The following is a 21,452-nucleotide window of genomic DNA, read 5'->3' on the forward strand; positions in this document are numbered from 1 at the left end:
TACACCTTAAATGGAACTACCTACAACTGTTATTTAGTATTTGGGGAAGATAAGGTAGCTTTAATCGATAATGTTTATCCTGGAAAATCTGAACAGTTCTGGGGAAGAATTAAAGATGCATTTGAGAAGGAAGGAAGGGAATTCAAAATCGATATCGTTATTCAAAACCACATTGAAAACGACCACAGCGGTTCCTTAGGTGAAGTTGTTGCAAAATTCCCTGATGTTGAAGTATACTGTTCCAAAAAAGCTGAACCAGGACTTAAGAATCACTTGCCTGAACTTGCAGACTTTGAATTCAATACAGTAAAAACCGGTGACTCATTGGATATTGGGGGAAAAACTTTCCAATTCGTAAATGCACCTATGCTTCACTGGCCTGACAGCATGTTTACAATGTTGATGGAAGATGGAATATTGTTCTCCAACGATGCATTCGGTCAGCACATCTGTTTATCTGAAAGATTGGATAAGGATGTAGACCCAGTTATCTTAACTGAAGCTGCAAGAAAATATTATGCCAACTTGCTTACCCTTGTTTCTCCGATGATTGGAAGAAAGATTGAAGAACTTGCAAAATTAGGATTAGTGGACATTCTAAAGATTATTGCTCCATGTCACGGTCAAATCTTCACTGACCCTAACTTCATCATTGACCTATACACAAAATGGTCCACAGGTACCTATGAAGGAAACAAGATCACTTTCATTTATGACACTATGCACCATTCAACCCAAAGAATGGCTCATGCTATGGCTGAAGGTGTAATGAGTGAAGGGGTTGAAGTTAAGATGTACTTCATGCATGATGATGACAAATCCGATGCAGTGACTGATGTTCTTGATTCCAAAGCAATCTTTGTAGGTGCTCCTACCATGATGAACAACCCTTTCCCAGGTATTGGGGATGTAATGTACTACTTGAACTGTCTCAGTTTTGGAAACATTGAAACCAAAAAGGCGGTTGTCTTCGGTTCAAAAGGTTGGGCAGGAGGTTCTGCAAGAATCTTGGCTGAAAACCTTGAAGGTGCAGGATTTGAAGTAGTTGAGCAGATGGAGCTTGACTTCAAGCCAAGTGAAGAGCAACTTGAAGAATGTTACGAATTAGGTAAAAAAGTAGCTCAAATGATTAAGGAAGAATAATTCTTCTTTATCTTTTCTTTTTTTATTTATTTTATTATTCTATTTTTTATCAATTTTAATTCAAATAATATCTTTTTTTAAATAATTAAATAGGTGATTTCCATTAGTGAAGAAGACGACTTAAGAATGATTGAGGAGCACAATCAAAAATCAGTGGAAGAGTTGGTTGAAAACTTTGCTTATGTCTATGTCTATTTTGCCGATGGAAGAGCATATACCATTACAAAAGAAAACAGCTTTGAATTCAAGGATGGAAAATTCCATATTTACGATAAGGATATTGAAGTTGACATAGTCGATATTGAATTGATTGAATTTTCAGATTAATTTTTCTTTTTTTTATTTTTCAAAAAAATTAATTTTTTGGATAAATGTGCTGCAGAATATACATTTAAAGGAAACTTTATTGGGATTCGGAATCAACATTGGTTTATAATAAAAACACGTGTGATATAGAGATAGGTGTTTTATATAATTGTAATATAGTTAACGCTTCTTTTAAGGAAATGAATAGTGTTTTCATTTAGGTTAATCTTTTTTTATTTTCCTCTTTTTTATTGTCCAATCTTTTTATTATTCAATTAATCTTTTTTCAGATCTGTTATTTTTATTTTATCTTTTTTTTTAAAAATCATAAAAATCCAAAACCTTTATATGTGGCTGTGCCCTTATAATTTTAGAAAGTGAAATGTGGATTTGGATGGGTGATATGATTAAAGTTGTTATGAAGAATTTTATTTAAAATCTGTAGTTTCAACTGTGCACTCGTTTAATATGATTCATATTAGTGAATTGAGAAGAAGAATTAAAATACAATATTTTAGAGAAGAAGGTTAAAATACAATATTTCGAGGTGATTACTATGAATATAAGTGAAAAAATAAAGGAAATGCAAGGCGATTTAGACAAATATCAGGTGTTAGAGAAAAATGAAGAGGAATGCAAATTGGAAGATATGATTATGCTCATGCTTAATGATCAAGGATATTTGGGGCCTGGCAAAATCATTGATGAAAACGAAGAATCTTTGGATTTCATGTTTTATCAAAAGGAAGGCCCTACTTTTTCTCTATGTATAAAAAAGGAACACATTTGCGGATTATCCATTTTGCATAAGCCAGATGAAGATGAGGAATCAGCAGATGACAATATTGAAGTGTCTAAGGCTTTGTATCAATGATTTTATTATATTGACTTTAAGTGGAGGTAATTTTTATGAATTTCAGTGAAAAAGTAGCGGAAATTGAAGGAAAAGTAAAGAATTACAGGTTAGAGATTGAAGGTGTGAAAGAGATTCCTGCAGAAGAGATGGTTAGGGTCATGCTTGAAGAGGGGAAAATGCTTGAACCATGCAGAATCATTGGTGAAAGTGATGATTATATTGATTTTATGGTAGTGGATTTGGAAAAGGGGCCTGTTTTTTCCATTTCCATAAATAAAGAAAGAATTGTTGGATTTGGCACTTTTCATAAACCTTTAGACGAGTTGGCTAATTCTGAAGAAGATGTAAATGCAGTGCCTGCATCACTATATATGTAAATCTTTTTATTTTTCCTCCTCTTTTTTATCTTTTTTAAATATCAATATATAAATACTAAAATTAACAAACTATGTTTACAAAGGAGTTGTTTTTAATGAACAAACAAAATGTATTCGCTTTGATATTATTGACAATCGTTCTTTTAGCTGTTGTTTCTGTCAGTGGATGCATTGGAGGATCTGATGATTCTGCAAGTGATGCATCTGGAGACTCAGATGATTCAAGTGATTCTGTCGACCATGATGATAATGACAAAGATGACAACGATAAAGACGATAAAGACGACAAAAATGATAAAGATGACAAAGATGATGATGACGATTGAAGACTCTTGTTTTCAATTGAATCAACATTATAATAAGCAGTATTTCCTTCGATAAGTTGGAGATTAGATTTCAGTCCAGAACTCTTTTTTTTGCTGATAAACTGCTTGCTTGTTCATCAAATAAAATTTACTAATTTTTTTATTTTTATTCTTTAACTTATTTTTCATTTAATTAAAAACATTTTTAAAAAATATTATAAACTACAAAATTATATATTATTATAACTAAGTTTTAGGAGAGAAAATATGAATAAAAAAACAATTCTTATTTTACTCGTTTTAGCTATTGCAGTTTTAGGATTCACTATGGGTCCTGCTTGTGCTGCTACAACCACTATTAAAATGGGTAAATATAAAGATGTAGGCAGTAAGGATAGGATATTGACTTTCTATCAGCCAAAAGATGCACAAAATGCCAAAGGGGTATATGCAGCTATCTTTTATCATGATAAGAAAAAAGGGGATGACTTCAGACCTCACACTTATGTATTTAGAAAGATGACTGTTTACTACAAAAACAAAAAAGGAAAAGTGATTACAAGAACAGTTAAGCCAAGCAATATCAGTGGGCTTATGTTGCTTTCCACTCCAAAGATAAGTGGTTACACTCCTTACAAGTCTAAAATTACATACACTAAAATGACTAAAAAAGAGAAAAACGTTATCATGAATCCTCTTTTCTAATTCATTTTTTTATTTTTCAATTCTTATTTTATTTTAATTTTTCAATTCTTATTTTATTTTAATTTTCACGCCTTCTACATCCTCTTTTTAATAGAATATTTTTTTATATCTACATTATAATTTAGGTATACCTAAACTTTATATACTACAAAAATAAATAGTTAAACATATAATTTTTGAGGTAAAAACCATGAATTTAGAAGGTGTAGAAAAAACAATGCTTTTGACTTTATATACTAAAGCCAAGCATTCCCAAGAGAAAAATCACAAATTTTTTGACTTTAAGGCAATAGATGTAATTTCTGAAATCGATTATGACTTTTCCATAGCAGATAAGGACTATCAAATGCAATGGGGAGTGATTTCAAGAACTATCGTTTTGGATGATATGGTTTCAAAATATATTCGCTCACATCCCAGATGCACAATAGTGAATATTGCTTCTGGAATGGACACCAGATATAATCGATTGGACAATGGAATAATCAAATGGTATAATGTTGATTTGGAAAATTCAGCAAGGTTCAGATTGAAATATATTAAGGATGCCGATAGGGTAAAGACATTGGCATATTCAGCTATGGATTCATCATGGGTCAGTGAAATAGATGCAACTGATGATGTTTTGTTCATCATTGAAGGATTGTCAATGTATCTAACTGAAGAGGACAATAAAAGGATTCTGGACATAATTGATGAGAATTTCAAGTCATGCACTGTATTCACTGAAATAATGCCTCCAGTTTCCGTCAAGAATGTTAAGGAGAAATCAGTTGAGGAGATGGATGCAAAATTCATTTGGGGAGTTCAAGAAGGTCATGAGCTTTTAAAATTGAATTCCAACTTCAAATGGATAAAGGATGTAAATCTGTTTGATGGAATGAATGTATATAAGCCATTCACCAAAATATTCACTTGGATTCCATTTATTAGAAACAGAATGGATTATATTGCTGTTTTGGAAAAATAATTTCAAAATAGCATTTTGTTTCTTATTTGAAAAAGAGTTAAAAATTAAAAAATAGGGTAAAGATCATATAAAATTTAAACTAAATAAAAAAGTAAAAAACTAAAAAATAAGAAAGTAAAAAGTAAGAAAGGATTAATTTATTCATTAATCCATTGTTCTACAGCAACTTTTGCATCATACACATTAGCGCCAGGAATTGATAATCCTTTTTTAATCTCAGCTCCTTCGCACAACTTTTTCAAGTCTTTTTGGGATGATCCGAAACCGGAACCTTCATGAGTTACAAAAGGCTTAACTGTTTTTCCTTCAAAATTGAGTTGTTCCAATTGGGTAAACATAGGCATAGGCAATGTTCCCCACCAGTTTGGAAAACCGATGTATACAGTGTCATATGCATCAATATTATCTAAAGTTTCCTTGATTTCAGGTCTTGCATCTGCCTGCTGTTCCTTTTTAGCAACATCAATGCATTTCATGTAATCAGCAGGATATTCAACTGCAGGTTCAACTTTGAATAAGTCTGCATTATCCAATTCCTGAATGTATTCTGCAATCACTTCAGTGTTTCCCTTTTCAATGTTCTTAAGTACTCCGCCAAAGTAGTTTTCACCGCTTCTTGAAAAATAAATTACAATACTTGCCATAATGATATCTCCTTTAAATTTAAGTAAATAATATTTATCAAAATAAAACTATATGATTTTTGATAAGAGTTTTTTGAGAATTATAAGTTCATCTTCAGTCAAATCTGAAGTGGCTTGCTTTTCCCAATCATCAATAATTTTTATTAAATCATCTGTCTTTTCAATTCCTTTTTCTGTAAGTTCAACGATCTTTTTTCTTCTGTTTTCCGGATTTTCTATTCTTGCAATATAATCCTCATCTTCAAACTTCTTCAAAAGCTTTGCCATATATGCTCCACTTACGTCGAATAGATTTACCAGATCATATTGGGTGGATTTACCTACGAATCTTATTCTCAAAAGAACTGCATATTCCTTTACAGTCAAATCCTTGTCTTTTAAGTTAAGTTCATAATATGAATGGTAATCGGATATCAGTTCCTCAACATAATGGTACAAGAACATCTTTTCCGGATTTTCATTTAATTTCATAATATCTATAGATAGTTTGTGAAACATCATATAAATAGTTAACCATTGTTAACAGTTAACTATAAATAACAATTTGTATAAACAGTAATGTATATCAAAAAAGGAAAGGATATTATGGAAAGAATTGATATGAATGAAATGTCTCAGGAAGAAAGAGACCTCATGATGGAACAATCAAAGCTATTGTTTAAACTTAATCATACTGAACCGATGACTGAGGAGTATGTTTCAATACTTAATGAATTGTTGGATGGCAACATAGGTGAAAACAGTACAATCACAACACCATTTGCGGGTGCTGCTTTTGATAGGATAAAGCTTGGAAACAACGTTTTCATCAACAGCAATTGCTTGGCAATGGCTAGAGGGGGAATCACTATAGAAGATGATGTCCTGATGGCTGCAAATGTACAGTTATTGTCAAACAATCATGATGAATATGAAAGGCAAGTATTGACTTGTGAAGAGATTATAATTAAGAAAGGGGCATGGATCGGTGCTGGAGCATCAATCTTGCCAGGAGTCACAGTTGGAAAGTATGCAATCGTTGGAGCTGGAGCTATCGTCACAAAGGATGTTCCTGACTATGCTGTTGTAGTGGGAGTTCCTGCAAAGGTTGTAAATACATTGGATAAGGATAAATTCCCAGAATAGGTCTTGTTATCATGAGTGTGTCTGTAGTCAATAAGGGAAATCTAAATGATGATCAAGAAGAAGTGCTGGAAAGATTCATTGAGTTTCAATATGCAATGATTGAAAAGGATTTGGAAAAGCTGAATGAGCTTTTAAAAGACAATTACACTCTTAGGCATATGTCTGGAAAGACACAGACAAAGGCTGAATATATTGATGAAATAATGGATGGAACACTTAATTACTATAAATCCATCATAAATAATCCAATTATAATTATAAAAGAAAAAGTCAAGGCAATCTTAAAAGCAGATGTAACTCTTGATGCAAAGGTTTATGGAATGAAAGGAACCTGGACATTGCATAGCGAACAGACAATGGAAAAGATCAACGAAAAATGGTATTTAAGCAAATGGGACAATTGAATATTCATTTTTCATTCAACAATCTAGAATCGAATTTTTTTATTTTAACTTTTTTATTTTAACTTTTTTTAAATTTTTATAATATTATCCATTATAAACAAAACTTTTTTATAGTAAGGCAAACCTATGTATAACTATATGGATAATTTAATATTAATTAAATATATTTAATTTTTATTATGAATTCTTAAAATTAATTCTTATAAATTACAATAAATTATCTAAATTTAAAAATAACACTGATTAAAATTAAGGAGATTATTATGGCACAAATTAATCAACCTATGTATATTTTACGTGATGATACTGAAAGATTTCAAGGAAATCAAGCTTTAAGAATGAATATTTTTGCAAGCCAACTATTAGCAAGCATTGTAAGAACCACCCTTGGTCCAAAAGGAATGGACAAAATGTTAGTGGACAAGAAAATGGGTGATGTGGTTGTAACCAACGATGGAGCAACTATCTTACAGGAAATGGATATTGCACACCCTGCAGCAAAAATGCTTGTGGAAATTGCAAGAAAACAAGAGAATGTAGTTGGAGACGGAACCACTACTGTTGTAATCATTGCTGGTGAATTGCTTAAGAAAGCTATGGAATTATACGAAGATGGAATTGCAATCCCAACTATTCTCATTGGATACAGATTAGCAGTTGCAAAAGCAATGGAAATCTTATACAGCATTTCCACCGATGCAAGAGACCCAGACACCTTATTTGGAATTGCAAAAACCGCAATGACAGGTAAAGGTTCCGATTATGCTAAGGATGAACTTGCACAATTGCTTGTTCAAGCTGCACTCAAAGTTGAAGAAGGAGAAAAATTAGACAAAACTCTCATAAAGATTCACAGAATCAATGGTGGAAGTGTAGAAGACTCCTTAATTGTTGACGGTATCTACATTGACCAAGGTAGAGCTAATGAAGCTATGCCTGAAGAAATGCGTGATTGTAAAATCGCTTTAATGAAATATCCTTTAGAATTGAAAGATTTGGAAAACGCTAAAGTTGATTTCACTGACCCATTGCAAATGCAGGCTTTCCTTGACAGTGAACAGGAAACCCTTAAGGAAATTGCTGATAAGATAATTGATTCCGGATGTAATGTATTGTTCTGTCAAAAAGGTATTGATGATGTAGTCCAACATCACTTGTCCAAAGCTGGAATCATGGCTTTCAAAAGAGTTAAGAACACTGACGTAAAGAGAATCATGAAAGCTACCGGTGCTGAACTCATTACCAATATTGAAGACTTGACTCCTGATGTTTTAGGTAAGGCAGGTTACATCCACCAAGAAAAGGTCTTTGACCAAATCATTACCTTCATTGAAGAATGTGAAGACCCTAAAGCAAGTTCCATTTTAATCCGTGGAAGTACCAGACACGTTTCATCTGAGATTGAAAGAGCTATGGAAGATGCATTAGGTGTAGTTGCAGCTACTGTTGAAGACGGAAAAGTCGTATACGGTGGAGGAGCTCCTGAAATTGAAATTGCAAGACAACTGAAAGCTTATGCTAACACTATCAGCGGAAGAGAACAAGTGGCTGTAAATGCATTTGCAGACGCTTTGGAAATCGTACCAAGAACCTTATCTGAAAACGCTGGTTTAAACACCATTGACTTGCTTGTAGAACTCAGAGCAGCTCATGAAGAAAACATCAATATGGGATTAGACGTATTTGAAGGTAAAGTAGTTGATATGAAAGAAGCTGGTGTTGTTGAACCTCAAAGAGTCAAAAAGCAAGCTATTCAAGCAGCTCAAGAAGCTTGTGAAATGATCTTGCGTATTGATGACTTGGTTGCAGCAGCTGGTGCACTTCAAAAAGTCGACCCAGATGAAAACTTAGATCATAGTGGTATGCCTCCTGCACCTGGTATGGGTGGAATGGGCGGAATGCCTCCTATGATGTAACTCCCCAGCTTTTCCGCTCCTTCGGAGCGCAAAACCTGGACCAAAATTTTTTCCTAAAGTTGGGAGTAAATGACATTTATTCAAATAAAAAATCTCAACTTTTTTTTACTATTTTTCATTATTTTTTCAACTATTTTTTAAAAATTTTCTTTATTTTCTTATTTTGTCCTTAAATAGTTCTTTTTTGAATATTGCTTAATTAAAATTGCTTATTTGTCTGAAATCTACTTTTTAAGAAGTATTTTTTTAATTTAATACTTATTTTAATACTATTTTAAAAATGATAATATTATTTTCTTTTATATCAAATATGTTTAATAGTTTGTAATTCTTTTTTAAGTTAAATAAAGGTAATTATTTTATTTTCTATTTATTTAAGTCAAATTATTTAAAATTTGATTAAAATAAGTAATTTTAAGTATTTATTCATTATTTAAAGACTTGTCAAGTATTTTTTAATTTTTTTAATTATTATCACTTATTTTTGCTTTTAACTGAATATTTATTCCTTATATCAATACTGTATAGTTAACCATATTTGAATTATAAAATTAATCTTAAATTCTTTTTATTTTTATCTATAAACTATGGAAAATTCTTATTTTCAATGATTTTTTTTAGTAAGGTTTATATAATAAGAGATTAAAAGTAAATATTAATCTAATTTGATTTTTTTGTTTTTAAAGCAAAATTTTCAAGTTAAGAAATGTTTAGGGTGGTCTTTATTGTTTACTTGAAAAAGTTAAATGATAAACATTGAGTTTGGAAAAATAGAATATTTTTCTATCATTTTTGATTAAAAAAATTCAATGTGAAAATTATACTTATAAAAATATAATTTTAGGGTTGCTCTAAAGTGTGAGGTGAAATGATTTCAGTTAAGAATCTCACATTGCTTTTAGCAGTTTTACTTATGGGATTTTGTTTGATCTCATCAGTTTCTGCTATGGATATTGATGATTCGTCTTCCATAGATGATTCAAATGACTTATCTGGTTCCAGTGTTTCTAGCAACACTAATGAGAATCTTGCTAGTGTTTCAAATTCAAATAATTTGGAATCTGAAAATGCTGGTTCAAGTAATGTAAATTCAGAAAATGAAGTTTTAAATACTGATAATACTGTAGAAGATTCTGATTTGGAACATAATTCAAACATTGCAAATAATAGGGCTGTCCTTGGGGCTTCCTCACAATCAGATAGTGATGTTTTACAAGCTAATGCAAAAGTGAAAACCACTCTTAAGGGAAGTTCAAGTTCAATCTATAAAGGTAATTCTTATAAACTTACCTTGACTGATAGCAAGGGCAAGGCCTTAAGTGGTCAAAAGTTAAGTTACACTATCAATGGAAAGACTTATACATTGACAACAGACTCTAAAGGTTCCACTTATCTTCAGATAAATTTGAAGGAAGGAAAATACAATATGGTTTGTTCTTTTGGAGGATCAAGTGCGTATGATTCTTCAAGATTATCTGTAACTTTATCTGTATTGAAAAATCCCAATGCATTCACTGTAAAGGAGATTGAAGATGCAGCCACTAATGTAAAGAATTTTGTTTTAAAGAATAAAAGATTGCCTAGTACTGTGAAAGTAGGTTCCAAAACTCTTAAAATTTCTGAGTTCTCTTACCTTTCTTCCCAATTGATATCTAATTTGAATTCAAATAAGAAAGGGGAGATAATACTTTTATCTGGTATTTCCAATGGCAAATCTTCTTCTGCTTCACTAAAAACTACTGTTTATAAAGCACAATATCTTGACTTAGCAAAAAATGTAGTTTCTTCCATTGGTTCTAAAAAGGTACCTCCTACTGAAGTTCTTGTTAAGGACGCTTCTAAAAAATCTGTAGGGAATGCAAATTTCAATTTATACACATTTGCATTTGCAAAAATTTTAGATTTCCATAAGTCTAAGAATTATTTGCCTAATTATTGTACTTTTGAAAGTTCCGCATTTAATCAAGCAGCTAGTTTAAAAGCAACAATTCTTAAAGGAAGTTCAAATACCATTACTAAAGGTAATTCTTATAAACTTACCTTGACTGATAGCAATGGTAAAGCTTTAAGCGGTCAAAAGTTAAGTTACACCATTAACGGTAAGACTTATACATTGACAACAGACTCTAAAGGTTCCACTTATCTTCAAATAAATTTGAAGGAAGGTAAGTACTCTATGGTCTGTTCTTATGCAGGTTCAAAAGTTTATAAGTCCGCAAAGAATTCAGTTACTTTAACTGTATTGAAAAATCCTAATGCATTCACTGTTAAGGAAATAGAAGCTGCAGCTACTAATGTTAAGAATTATGTTTTAAAGAACAAGAAATTGCCTAGTACTGTAAAAGTAGGTTCCAAAACTCTTAAAATATCTGAGTTCACCTATTTGTCATCAAAGGCAGTATCCAATCTTAATTCAAATAACAAAAAAGATGTTGTTCTTTTAAGCGGTATTTCTAATGGCGGTTCTTCTGCATATTCATTAAAATCCACTGTTTACAAAGCTCAGTATGCGGATTTAGCAAAAAGATCAGCTTCTAGTATAGAATCTAAAAAAGTACCTTCAAACTATTTGTCTGTAAAAGACAGTTCAAATAAGGCAAGAAATGCAAATTTCAATTTATATACTTTTGCATTTGCTAAGATTTTAGATTTCCATAAGTCTAAGAATTATTTGCCTAATTACTGTACTTTTGAAAGTTCTGTATATGCTCCTCTTAAAAAATCCACTTCAATAAAAGCTAGTTCAAATAGTGTAAATAAAGGCGACTCATATTCAGTAACATTGGTGGATAACTCAGGTAATGCTTTAGCTAATCAGAAAATTACATTTACATTATCTGGAAAATCATATACTAAAACTACTAACTCTAAGGGTGTTGCTTCTTTAAAGATGGATTTAAATCAAGGAACTTACTCAGTAGTTTCATCTTATGCAGGTTCATCCGCTTATGAAGCATATAAATTGTCTAACACAGTCACTGTAAAAGACAATAATAGATTCTCTTTAAGTGAGATTGAAGCAGCAGCTACTAATGTAAAGAATTATGTTAACTCTCATGATGCGTTGCCTAGTACAGTTACAGTAGCGAATAAGAAATTAAGTATTTCACAATTCTCATATCTGATGACTAAAGCTGTCTATAATATTAATGCTGGTAACACAAATTATATTGCTCTTCCAACTGGAATGTCCAATTCTAATTCCGATGGGGATTCAATGGATGCTACAGTTTATAAAGCTCAATATGTTGATTTAGCAAAAAGAGTAATATCATTTGCGGAATCCAATAAGGTTCCCCCTGTTTACGCTAAGGTTTATAGTAGTTCTGGTAAATCTTTAGGTAATGCCGAATTTGATTTATACACTTATTCATTTGCTAAGATTTTAGATTTCCATAAATCTCATAAAAATTTACCTAATTACTGTACTTTCGAAAGTTCTGTATTCAAAGGAATTACAGTTCCTCCAATTAACATCTCATCTAAAATACCTTATAATTCAAGTCAATTCAAAGCGGGTTTAAATGAGAAAAATACAGAATCAGATCTTGCCAAATATTTGGTTGGCACTGGCCAATCAGCTATTACAAGTTCAATCAGTAATTTAGCAAGTCAATTGACTAAAGGTTTAAAAACTGATGAGGCAAAAGCTCAAGCAATCTATAATTATGTCAGAGATGAAATTGATTATAGTTATTATGCAAACTCTAAACATGGTGCTTCAGGTACCTTAAGTGCGGGTTCAGGAAATTGTGTGGATCAGGCAAGTTTAGTTGTTGCATTGTGCAGAGCTTCAGGCATTGAAGCAAGATATGCTCATGCAAAAGGTTGTACATTCTCAAGCGGTTTAGTAACAGGACACGTATGGGCTCAAATTCTCGTAAATGGTGTTTGGTATTCCGCTGATGCTACAAGCGTGAGGAATAAATTAGGTAACATTCAAAATTGGAACACTAATTCATATAGCAACTTGAATCGATATGCTGCTGTGCCATTTTAGTGTTAAAGTATTTAAAATGGATATAAGAGGGTTTCCTCTTATCCAAATTTTTATTTTTTTTATTTTTTAATTAATTCTTTTTTTAACTCTTTTTTTAATAATTATTATTGGTGATTTTCCCAACTTTTTTTAAAAAATTTTTAACTCTTTTTAATTATTTTTTTAGTATTGTTATAAAATTTTAGGTTATCCAAAACTTTATATACCTTTTATATAAAATATTAGTATATGAAACAAAATCATATACGATTGCATTATATTGTATTTAGATGATTTTAAATCAATAAAAATTAATTTAAATAATTTTAAAAAGAAAATTTAATTAAATAAATCACGGAGGTTCTACATGGCTAAAGAAATTAGTGAAAACATTGAAGAGTATTTGGAAGTTCTTTACAAGTTCGGAAGTAAGGACTCCCATGTGTCTACAACAACTTTATCAAGAGAGTTAGGTATTGCGCCAGGTAGTGTTACTCAAATGCTTAAGAAACTAGAAGATATCGGTTATATTGATTATGTTCCATACAAAGGAGCTTCTTTAACTGATGAAGGTAGCAAAATAGCTCAAAAGATTACACGTAAACACAGAATTCTTGAGAGATTCTTGAAAGATGTATTGAAAATCAAAGATGAAAACCTTCATGCACAAGCTTGTGAAATGGAACACTCATTGTCTGATGAAGCTGAAAGAGCTATTTGCCATATGCTAGAACATCCTGATACCTGTCCTGATGATCATGTGATTCCTGCATGTGACTTTGACTTTGCTAACTGTGATGACTGCGTAAACAATCAAAGTGACATTGAAGACATTGGAGTAAGGGAATTCAATTTATTGTCCATTTCCCAATTGACATCTGGTGATGAAGGTGAAGTCCTATTCATAAGAGGTGGAGACTCTTACCTTTCTGATGCAATGGATGTTGGAATTGCTATAGGATCCAAAATCAGAATATCCGATTCTGAAACTTCCGATTATAATGTCTTTATTGATGATTCCCAAATAGAAGTTTCAAGGGATTTGGCAAATAACATATTTGTAAAAACATTCTAGCTATTAAAAATTAATTTTTTATTAATTTTTTTTAAACTTTTTTTTTAATTTTTCTTATTTCATTTATTACAGATTTTTATTTAGGTGTTTAGATGCGTGGAGATTTATGTGAAGGTATTGTAACCATAAAAATTGAAGAGGGTAACCAAAGAGCTGTTTCCCTTAATCAAAAAAGCCAATTCGGTAAATTGTCCGAGGATTGCTTGGAGCTTTCCATAATTGAGGCATGCTATTTGATGGAAAGCGGTCGTTTGGACATTTATGAAAATGATAAGAAATGTGATGTTAATTATATAATTGACCTAATCAAGGAAGAGGAGATTTACGGCAAATACCTTGTTTATAGGGATTTGAAAAACAGAGGTTACATTATAAAGACTGGCTTTAAGTACGGATCTGAATTCAGACTTTATGAAAGGGGTACAGGTCCAGGACATGCACACTCTGACTTTTTGGTTAAGGTATTGTATGAAACAAATGAGGTTAATGTATTGGACTTTGCAAGCTATGTGAGAGTTTCCCATGGTGTAAACAAGAAACTGTTGCTTGCTGTCGTTGATGACGATTTGGATGTAACTTATTATAACATTGAGTGGACTCGCCCATAGTTATTTTTAATTAATTTCATTATTTTATTTTTATTCATTATTTTCATTTTTATTTCATTTTTTTTATTTTCAATAATTTGTTTTGATTATTTTATAATTTAGTAATTATTTTGATAACTATTTTTTAATTTTTTATTAGTTATTTTTATTAACTTGTAAATCATATTTAATTAATAGCATATTAATTAGAATTAAAATTATAATTAAAAATAAATTTAAACTAAAATTATGCAATAATTATTATAAATTTTTCACTAAAAAATTTAAATAATTTTAATTAAAAATACGTATAATTATTTAAACACTTACTATAAAAAACATAATAATTATTATCTAATTATTCAATTTAAGCAAAGATATTATATTTAAGGTGATTTTTTGATTGATCCATGGGGCTCATCTATAGTAGATTATGATAAATTAGTTAATCAGTTTGGTATAAAAGACTTTTCAGAACTTTTAGGAAAGATTGAAGATCCTGCAAGATTGATGAAGAGAGGAGTTATTTTTGGCCATAGGGACTTTGATAAATTGGTTCCATTAATTAACGGCAAGAAGGATTTTGCAGTTATGACTGGAATGATGCCAAGTGGCCAGATGCACATTGGCCATAAGATGGTCATTGACCAATTGAAATGGTATTTTGAAAAAGGCGCTTCATTATCCTTGTCAATTGCAGATATGGAATCATATGCTGCAAGGGGAATAAGTTTTGAGAAGGCAAAGGAAATAGCTATAAATGAGTATTTGGCTAATTACATTGCTTTAGGTCTTGACTTAACTGCAGATAATGTAAATGTCTATCTCCAGTCCCAAAACAAAACCTTGAATGACTTGACATTCAAGATTGCAAAAAGAGTCAATTTCAATAACATGCAAGCAATTTATGGCTTTAATGCAAGCACTAACATTGCACATCTATACGTTCCTTTAGTTCAGGTGGCAGACATCTTGCTTCCTCAAACAGAGGAATTCGGTGGGCCTAAGCAAGTGGTTGTTCCTGTAGGTGTAGACCAAGACCCTCATTTAAGGTTAACCAGAGACATTGCAGCTAAATTGAATGAGGAATATGGTTTCTTAGCTCCTGCTTCCACTTATCATAGGTTCTTGACAGGGCTTACTGGAGACAAGATGTCAAGCAGCAAGCCAAACACTGCAATCTACTTGAATGAAACTCCAAAACAAGCTGAGAAAAAGGTCAAATCATCTAAAACCGGTGGAAGAGAAACCCTTGATGAGCAAAAGGAGTTAGGCGGAAGGCCTGATGAATGTGTAATCTATGAAATGCTTGTTTACCATTTGGTTGATGATGACAAGGAGCTTGAAAAGATCCGTGAGGAATGTGTAAATGGTGAGCTCATGTGCGGACATTGTAAGGTTCATGCAGCAGAGCTTATGAAAGATTTCTTTGAAGATTTAAAGGTAAAACAAGAGGAATCTGTTGAGATTGCCGAATCATTGTTTGATTAGGCCAATTAGTAAAAATAGATATTCATTAGAAATCAGTTTAGAAATCAGTCTAAAAATCAATTTAAAAATTAGTTTATTAAATTAACATCTTAAGGTGTTTTTATGGATATTAAACATTATTTAAGAATAGCTAAGGAAGAGACAAAAGCGGCATTTTCAAATAATAAATGGCTCTTATTGTTTTCAACAGTATTGTTTGTGATTCCTCTTTTCATTGGTTATTTTTATGCAGATAGTATTTCAGAATACATCCAGCCTATGGTGGACAATTTCCAGAAGCAGGTAGAGGAAGGGGCAATTACTCTAACCACCCATTCCATATTTACCAATAATGTAACTGTAGCTTTTATATTATATGCTCTTGGAGCTTTAGGCGGAGTGTTAGGTGCTATTATTTTAGCGAATAACGGTATGTTCATTGGTTATTTTGGTGCAGATTTTAATATTTACGCTTACTTGGCATTAACTGTGCCTCATGGAATATTTGAAATTCCAGCAATCATTATAGCTACTACAGGCGGTTTTGTACTCCTTTCATTTATACTTCATTTCATATGGGACCTAAGGTCTCCAGACTATTCCTATTTGGATATTTTCGATCCATATTTTTCTGATGTGAAGATCACTTTCAAGCAAAGGTGTTATGCATCATTTAAAATGAATCAGAACAAGATAAAGGAGTCTTTTATATTCTTATGCCTTGCTGTAATCCTATTAATCATTGCAGCATTCATCGAAGCGAATATAACTGTGCCTCTTGCAGGTAAGCTATTGCCTTTCTTCGGTTTAAGCATGGGCTAATTAGTTTTTATTTTTCTAATTCTTTTTTACTCTTTTATTCTTTTTATTCTTATTACTCTTTTCATTTTTTTATTTTTTTAATTTTTTTACTATTTTTAACTTTTTTATTTATTTAAGAAACTTAACTAATCTTAAAATAAGTTTTTATACTATAATGATTATAATTATATGATGTATATTAATTATAATCTAATTTTTTTGTAAATTTTATAATTAATCATTAAAAATAATTTTAATTAATCAAAATTATTATTTCATCAAAAAAATTTAATGTGATAAAATGATTAGATGTGTGTCTTGTGGAGAAGAATACGAAGATGATGAAGTTATCTACAACTGTAAGAAATGTGGTTCTGTCTTGGAAGTAGAAGTGGAAGTTGATGTTCCTAAATCTACTTTTGAAGGTAGAAGAGATAACTTATGGAAATACAAAGAATGCTTGCCTGTTGATGCAAGCAAAAGAGTTTCCTTAGATGAAGGAGGAACTCCATTCTGCAAATGTGAAAAATTAGGTAAGGAACTTGGAATTGACCTTTACGTTAAAGTGGAAGGATCAAACCCTACCGGAAGTTTCAAGGACAGAGGAATGACCATCGGTATGACTAAAGCTATGATGCTTGGTGTGGATACTGTAGGTTGCGCTTCAACCGGTAACACATCCGCTTCCCTTGCTGCATATGCTGCTAGAGCAGGATTAAGATGTGCTGTATTCTTGCCAGCAGGTAAGGTTGCTCTCGGTAAATTGGCACAAGCTATGTTCCACGGTGCAGAAGTATTCTCAATCAACGGTAACTTTGACGAAGCTTTGGAAGCTATGACCCAACTTGCTCGTGAAAAATATTTATACTTATTGAATTCAATTAACCCATTCAGATTAGAAGGACAAAAAACCATCGGTTATGAGATTGTCCATGACTTAGGATGGGAATCTCCTGACAGAATCGTTCTTCCTGTAGGTAATGCAGGAAACATTTCAGCTATTTGGAAAGGAATCACAGAATTCCACAATGCTGGATTTATGGATGATGTTCCAATGATGACTGGTATTCAAGCTGAAGGCGCTTGCCCTATTGCAAATGCATTCAGAGACAAAACCATGGACATGACCCCTGTTGAAAACCCAGAAACCATTGCTACTGCAATCCGTATAGGTGCTCCTGTAAGTGCAATCAAAGCATTAAGGGCTATTTACGATTCCAATGGTTTAGCTGAAACCGTAACTGATGAAGAAATCCTTGACGCTCAAAAATTGCTTGCAAGAACTGAAGGTGTTGGAGTGGAACCAGCTTCTGCAGCATCCATTGCAGGTCTTAAGAAATTAGTGGAACAAGGAGACATCGACAAGGGAGAAAGAGTTGTTTGTGTTGTAACTGGACACTTGCTTAAAGATCCTAACACTGCAATTGACGCTTGTGTGGAACCTGTCCAAGTGGACGCAGACATTGATAAAATCAAGGAAATTTTACTTAACAAATAATTTTAAGTAATTTTTCAATTTCTTTTTTTATTTTTTTTTTAAATATTTTTAACCCCTATTTTTTGGATTAATTGTAAAAATGTTTGTTTTTTATCCTTTTCCTTAATTAAAATGTTTTGTTTAGCTAATTCATTTAATTCTCTTGAAGCGCTTTGTCTTGAAATGTTAAAATATTGATAATGCTCTTTGTTTTTAAAACAAAATGCATAATTATTTGCCTAATAATCTTTTATCGTTGGCATTGCTTTTGCTGATTACTTTTCGTCCAGTGTTTGCCTCCAGTTCGCGGCGAGCATTTCCTGCAATGGTTCCGCCACGCTTAGCTACATCTTGGCTTTCCTCGATTCCGTTTGGGTTTTCGCTTTTGCTTATTTCTGTGGTGGCCAGTTCCCCTAGCATATTGATTACAAGCTCTGCATTTGTCATATTGTCTCTAAGGTTTTCCTTTTTCAGTCCTTTTATCCTTTTATGCTGATTTGTTGTTAGTCCAAATGATGCTCTGCTTATTTCATCTGTTAAGATTGCATATTCCAATCCTTTCTCAACTCCTGATCTGTCCCATTCTGCTGTCAGATCCTTTCTGATTTCCATGCTTCTTATCCTTTGGCTTATCCATTCCTCGCTATAGCCCTGTTGACGATAGTTGTTGATTGCCCTTTCTATGGACAGTTCAGGATCTGCTATCTCATCAAGCCTTTCGCTTCCAACTTGAGCCAACCATAGTTTGAATGGTTCCGCATTTGGTGATGGGACAGACTGTATGAGGCGTAAGAGCTGTTTGGTGGTTGCCACATCTGTCATTCTCATTTTGCCATCTTTAGCTGGCATTTTCAACTGGTGACAATTTGTCACGGTTTGGTTTCCTTCTTCCTTCAATCTTTGTTTTAATTTTCTCCAGTAAGCATTGGGGTCTTTGCTTTCAGTAAGGACTGCGATAACATCTATTATTGAATAGTAATAGTCCTGTATTTCCTCATCCCATTTGGTTCTGATTTTCCTGCCTTCAAATAGTTTTATATTGTTTTCTTTCATTATTTTTCCTCCATTTTTAATGGTTTTCTAATAGTTGATATATTGTCTTAGACAATAAACTTGTAAAAATAGTTTATTTTTATTATTGATAAATATCATAGTTTTTTTGATGAAAAAACTTCTAAATAATTGTCATATTCTAAAAATACTGGAATATTGATTTATTTTATTAAATCAGAGTTATTTTGTAATTTTTTCATAGTTAAAAAATTATTCTTTTAAAATTCCTCCATTTTTAAGAGCTTCATCGTTAAGAGCAAATCCCTTTATCATGTATTCCTTTAGTATTTGAGTTGCCCATTTTCTAAAATAAGTTGCTTTCTTGCTGTTTACACGATAGCCCACAGAGATGATTGCATCTAAATTATATAGGTTTGTATTATATTTTTTACCATCAGCTGCAGTTATTAGGGATTTCCTAATAACTGAATTTTTTTCTAATTCTTCATCATTAAAAATATTCTTTAAATGTTCATTGATAGTTGGAATGGATACTCCAAATAGTTTAGCGATTTCTTTTTGAGTTGCCCATATGGTATCTTCGGACAAATACACTTCTGCAGTGACTATCCCTTCACTGGTTTTATATAGGTATGTTTCTTTTATTTCTAAATTAGACATTTTTTCACCTTTTTAATTCGTATATTTTTCATTGAATTGTAGTTTAATTGTTTAAATATTGTTTTTTTGAGTTTATATATGTTTAGAGAGCGTTTGAGAAGTAATGGTTAATGTATAGTTTACTATTTATGAAAATAACTCCATTTTGTCCTTTTTTTAAATATTTTTTTTATCATGATGATGTCTGAAGAATTATTGAAAATATTTTGTTCAAATAGGAACATTAAGTGTTCCACGCTTAAGTCCTACAGGTCTGCAATTGCCAAGTATGAGTTCTTTCATGATATGGATATGGGGTCCCTTATGGATGAGGCAATTGTTGAGGAAGATGAAGGAATTTCGCTTAAGAACAGGAAAATTAAAAGCAGATTGTTGGATTTTCGGTCATTCCTATTGGATTCAGGGTTGGCAATCAGCACTGTCAGAACCTATTTTTCCAGAATCAAGACATTCTATAGGCATTTTGAAATTGAATTGCCCTATTTGAATGACATTAAGTTTGATGAGGAGTATCTATCCTTATATTATGACTTGCCTACAAGAGGTGACATCAGGAAGGTCTGTTCCATTTCTTCTAATGCTTTTAGGGCGCTTGTTCTTTTCATTTCAAGCAGTGGCTGTGCCAAGGCAGAAACCCTTTCCCTTACTGTTGGGGATTTTGTTAAGGCAAGTGATGATTATCATGATGGAGGTTCAATTGATGATGTTTTGAATTGCTTGATTGGTAGGAGGGATATTGTTCCTGCATTTTATCTTAAGAGGATAAAGACCAATAAGTTCTATTATGCATTTTGCTCTCCTGAAGCAAGCCATCATATTGTGAAGTATCTGATTTCAAGAAAGGGATTGTCATTGGATGATAGGCTTTTTGACTTTACTGACAGTTCATTGATCTATAGTTTCAAGAAGGTGAATGATAAGCTGGATATGGGATTCGTAGGAAAGTACAGGTTTTTTAGGTCTCATGCTCTGCGTAAGTTTCATGCAAGCAATATAGGACTCAGTGCTGATATTGTTGATGAGCTGCAGGGAAGAGGAAAGACAAAAGTCCATGAAGCCTACATCAAGACCAATCCGAAGAAGTTAAAGGAGATTTATATGGGTGCTATGCATAATGTGATGGTCTTTGATGATTGGATTGGGGAGTGTGAAAAAGAGGATGATTGTGTGATTATTGAGAATCAGGTGATAAATGTGATTATTAATTTCACTTTGGATGGAGTGGATTATAGGGTGGAATAGTGGTGTATGTGTTTCCATGAAAGAAACATAATATTTTCATTGTGGGGTGATCTTTTTTTACTAAAATAGCGCTATTTTTCATGATTAATTGGATTAATTTTAAATTAAGTTAAAAATTAGATAATTAAGTTTATATAGTTTTATTGATACATATATATTATATAAAATATATTTTAGGGGTAGTCAATTTAGTTTGATAAGATTGTTGTCTTATCAAGACTATTCTGATTTATTTTATAGTAATTCAATTTTTATGGCATTGATCTTATGGTTCTTTCATGGAAACCTATAATTTTTCATGCCTTAAGCAAAAGATTGGATTTTATATTTTTCTTTCTCTCCTTTTTAAAAAAAGGAGTTTATTTATTATAAAACGAGGTGACTAAACTTATGAAA

Annotated in this window: 21 protein-coding genes; 17 read left to right on the forward strand and 4 right to left on the reverse strand. The window is 31.9% G+C overall.

Translation table 11 applies throughout. The features are described 5' to 3' along the window. The 7 genes from ACJMLB_RS06250 to ACJMLB_RS06280 form a co-directional block, all read left to right on the forward strand. The coding region (locus ACJMLB_RS06250; RefSeq protein WP_405324572.1) for an FprA family A-type flavoprotein at window positions 1–1,143 on the forward strand (1,143 nt) is incomplete at its 5' end. A 93-nt stretch (window positions 1,144–1,236) separates the two neighbouring features. Then, window positions 1,237–1,470: a hypothetical protein gene (locus ACJMLB_RS06255; protein WP_405324574.1), complete on the forward strand. Its 234-nt coding sequence runs from the start codon at window positions 1,237–1,239 to the stop codon at window positions 1,468–1,470. Between the two features lie 535 nt (window positions 1,471–2,005). Then, a complete protein-coding gene (locus tag ACJMLB_RS06260; RefSeq protein ID WP_405324576.1) occupies window positions 2,006–2,323 on the forward strand; it encodes a hypothetical protein in 318 nt (105 codons plus the stop codon). 35 nt (window positions 2,324–2,358) lie between these two features. After that, a complete protein-coding gene (locus tag ACJMLB_RS06265; protein WP_405324578.1) occupies window positions 2,359–2,682 on the forward strand; it encodes a hypothetical protein in 324 nt (107 codons plus the stop codon). Window positions 2,683–2,777: 95 nt separating this feature from the next. After that, a complete protein-coding gene (locus ACJMLB_RS06270) occupies window positions 2,778–3,008 on the forward strand; it encodes a hypothetical protein (protein WP_405324580.1) in 231 nt (76 codons plus the stop codon). 246 nt (window positions 3,009–3,254) lie between these two features. Then, entirely contained in the window at window positions 3,255–3,692 is a 438-nt protein-coding gene (locus ACJMLB_RS06275; RefSeq protein ID WP_405324582.1) for a hypothetical protein, read from the forward strand. A 190-nt stretch (window positions 3,693–3,882) separates the two neighbouring features. Further along, entirely contained in the window at window positions 3,883–4,662 is a 780-nt protein-coding gene (locus ACJMLB_RS06280) for a class I SAM-dependent methyltransferase (RefSeq protein WP_405324584.1), read from the forward strand. 137 nt (window positions 4,663–4,799) lie between these two features. Here the strand turns inward: ACJMLB_RS06280 and ACJMLB_RS06285 are convergent, their stop codons facing one another. Both ACJMLB_RS06285 and ACJMLB_RS06290 read right to left on the reverse strand, forming a co-directional pair. Next, a complete protein-coding gene (locus ACJMLB_RS06285; RefSeq protein WP_405324586.1) occupies window positions 4,800–5,306 on the reverse strand; it encodes a flavodoxin in 507 nt (168 codons plus the stop codon). A 48-nt stretch (window positions 5,307–5,354) separates the two neighbouring features. Continuing rightward, window positions 5,355–5,777, reverse strand: a complete 423-nt coding sequence (locus tag ACJMLB_RS06290) for a MarR family winged helix-turn-helix transcriptional regulator (protein ID WP_405324588.1) — start codon at window positions 5,775–5,777, stop codon at window positions 5,355–5,357. 114 nt (window positions 5,778–5,891) lie between these two features. Between ACJMLB_RS06290 and ACJMLB_RS06295 the strand changes: the two genes are divergently transcribed. The 9 genes from ACJMLB_RS06295 to thrC all read left to right on the forward strand — a co-directional run bounded on the left by ACJMLB_RS06295 (window position 5,892) and on the right by thrC (window position 18,161). Then, on the forward strand, window positions 5,892–6,431 hold the full coding sequence (locus ACJMLB_RS06295) for a DapH/DapD/GlmU-related protein (protein WP_405324590.1): 540 nt from the start codon (window positions 5,892–5,894) through the stop codon (window positions 6,429–6,431). A gap of 11 nt (window positions 6,432–6,442) precedes the next feature. Further along, complete coding sequence (locus ACJMLB_RS06300) at window positions 6,443–6,835, forward strand: nuclear transport factor 2 family protein (protein ID WP_405324592.1); 393 nt, start codon at window positions 6,443–6,445, stop codon at window positions 6,833–6,835. Window positions 6,836–7,098: 263 nt separating this feature from the next. Further along, entirely contained in the window at window positions 7,099–8,751 is a 1,653-nt protein-coding gene (thsA, locus tag ACJMLB_RS06305) for a thermosome subunit alpha (protein ID WP_296856241.1), read from the forward strand. Window positions 8,752–9,619: 868 nt separating this feature from the next. Then, window positions 9,620–12,751, forward strand: coding sequence for a pseudomurein-binding repeat-containing protein (locus ACJMLB_RS06310; protein ID WP_405324594.1), 3,132 nt, complete (start codon window positions 9,620–9,622; stop codon window positions 12,749–12,751). Window positions 12,752–13,097: 346 nt separating this feature from the next. Continuing rightward, on the forward strand, window positions 13,098–13,805 hold the full coding sequence (locus ACJMLB_RS06315) for a metal-dependent transcriptional regulator (RefSeq protein ID WP_405324596.1): 708 nt from the start codon (window positions 13,098–13,100) through the stop codon (window positions 13,803–13,805). Window positions 13,806–13,897: 92 nt separating this feature from the next. Beyond that, a complete protein-coding gene (gene endA / locus ACJMLB_RS06320; RefSeq protein WP_296856247.1) occupies window positions 13,898–14,413 on the forward strand; it encodes a tRNA-intron lyase in 516 nt (171 codons plus the stop codon). 378 nt (window positions 14,414–14,791) lie between these two features. Further along, entirely contained in the window at window positions 14,792–15,883 is a 1,092-nt protein-coding gene (locus tag ACJMLB_RS06325) for a tryptophan--tRNA ligase (protein WP_405324598.1), read from the forward strand. 102 nt (window positions 15,884–15,985) lie between these two features. Next, on the forward strand, window positions 15,986–16,684 hold the full coding sequence (locus ACJMLB_RS06330) for a stage II sporulation protein M (protein WP_405324600.1): 699 nt from the start codon (window positions 15,986–15,988) through the stop codon (window positions 16,682–16,684). Window positions 16,685–16,964: 280 nt separating this feature from the next. After that, window positions 16,965–18,161, forward strand: coding sequence for a threonine synthase (gene thrC / locus ACJMLB_RS06335; protein WP_405324602.1), 1,197 nt, complete (start codon window positions 16,965–16,967; stop codon window positions 18,159–18,161). Between the two features lie 210 nt (window positions 18,162–18,371). Here thrC and ACJMLB_RS06340 read toward each other — a convergent pair whose 3' ends face one another. Further along, complete coding sequence (locus ACJMLB_RS06340; RefSeq protein ID WP_405324604.1) at window positions 18,372–19,193, reverse strand: BRO family protein; 822 nt, start codon at window positions 19,191–19,193, stop codon at window positions 18,372–18,374. Between the two features lie 210 nt (window positions 19,194–19,403). Next, window positions 19,404–19,814 carry a virulence RhuM family protein gene (locus tag ACJMLB_RS06345; protein ID WP_298534082.1) on the reverse strand — a complete coding sequence of 137 codons (411 nt, stop codon included), beginning with the start codon at window positions 19,812–19,814 and terminating at the stop codon, window positions 19,404–19,406. 180 nt (window positions 19,815–19,994) lie between these two features. Here ACJMLB_RS06345 and ACJMLB_RS06350 point away from each other — a divergent pair, with 180 nt between their 5' ends. After that, window positions 19,995–21,056 carry an integrase gene (locus ACJMLB_RS06350; protein ID WP_405324606.1) on the forward strand — a complete coding sequence of 354 codons (1,062 nt, stop codon included), beginning with the start codon at window positions 19,995–19,997 and terminating at the stop codon, window positions 21,054–21,056. The last annotated feature ends 396 nt before the right edge of the window (window positions 21,057–21,452 follow it).

The sequence above is a fragment of the Methanobrevibacter sp. genome, from assembly GCF_045114555.1.
Lineage (GTDB): Archaea > Methanobacteriota > Methanobacteria > Methanobacteriales > Methanobacteriaceae > Methanobrevibacter.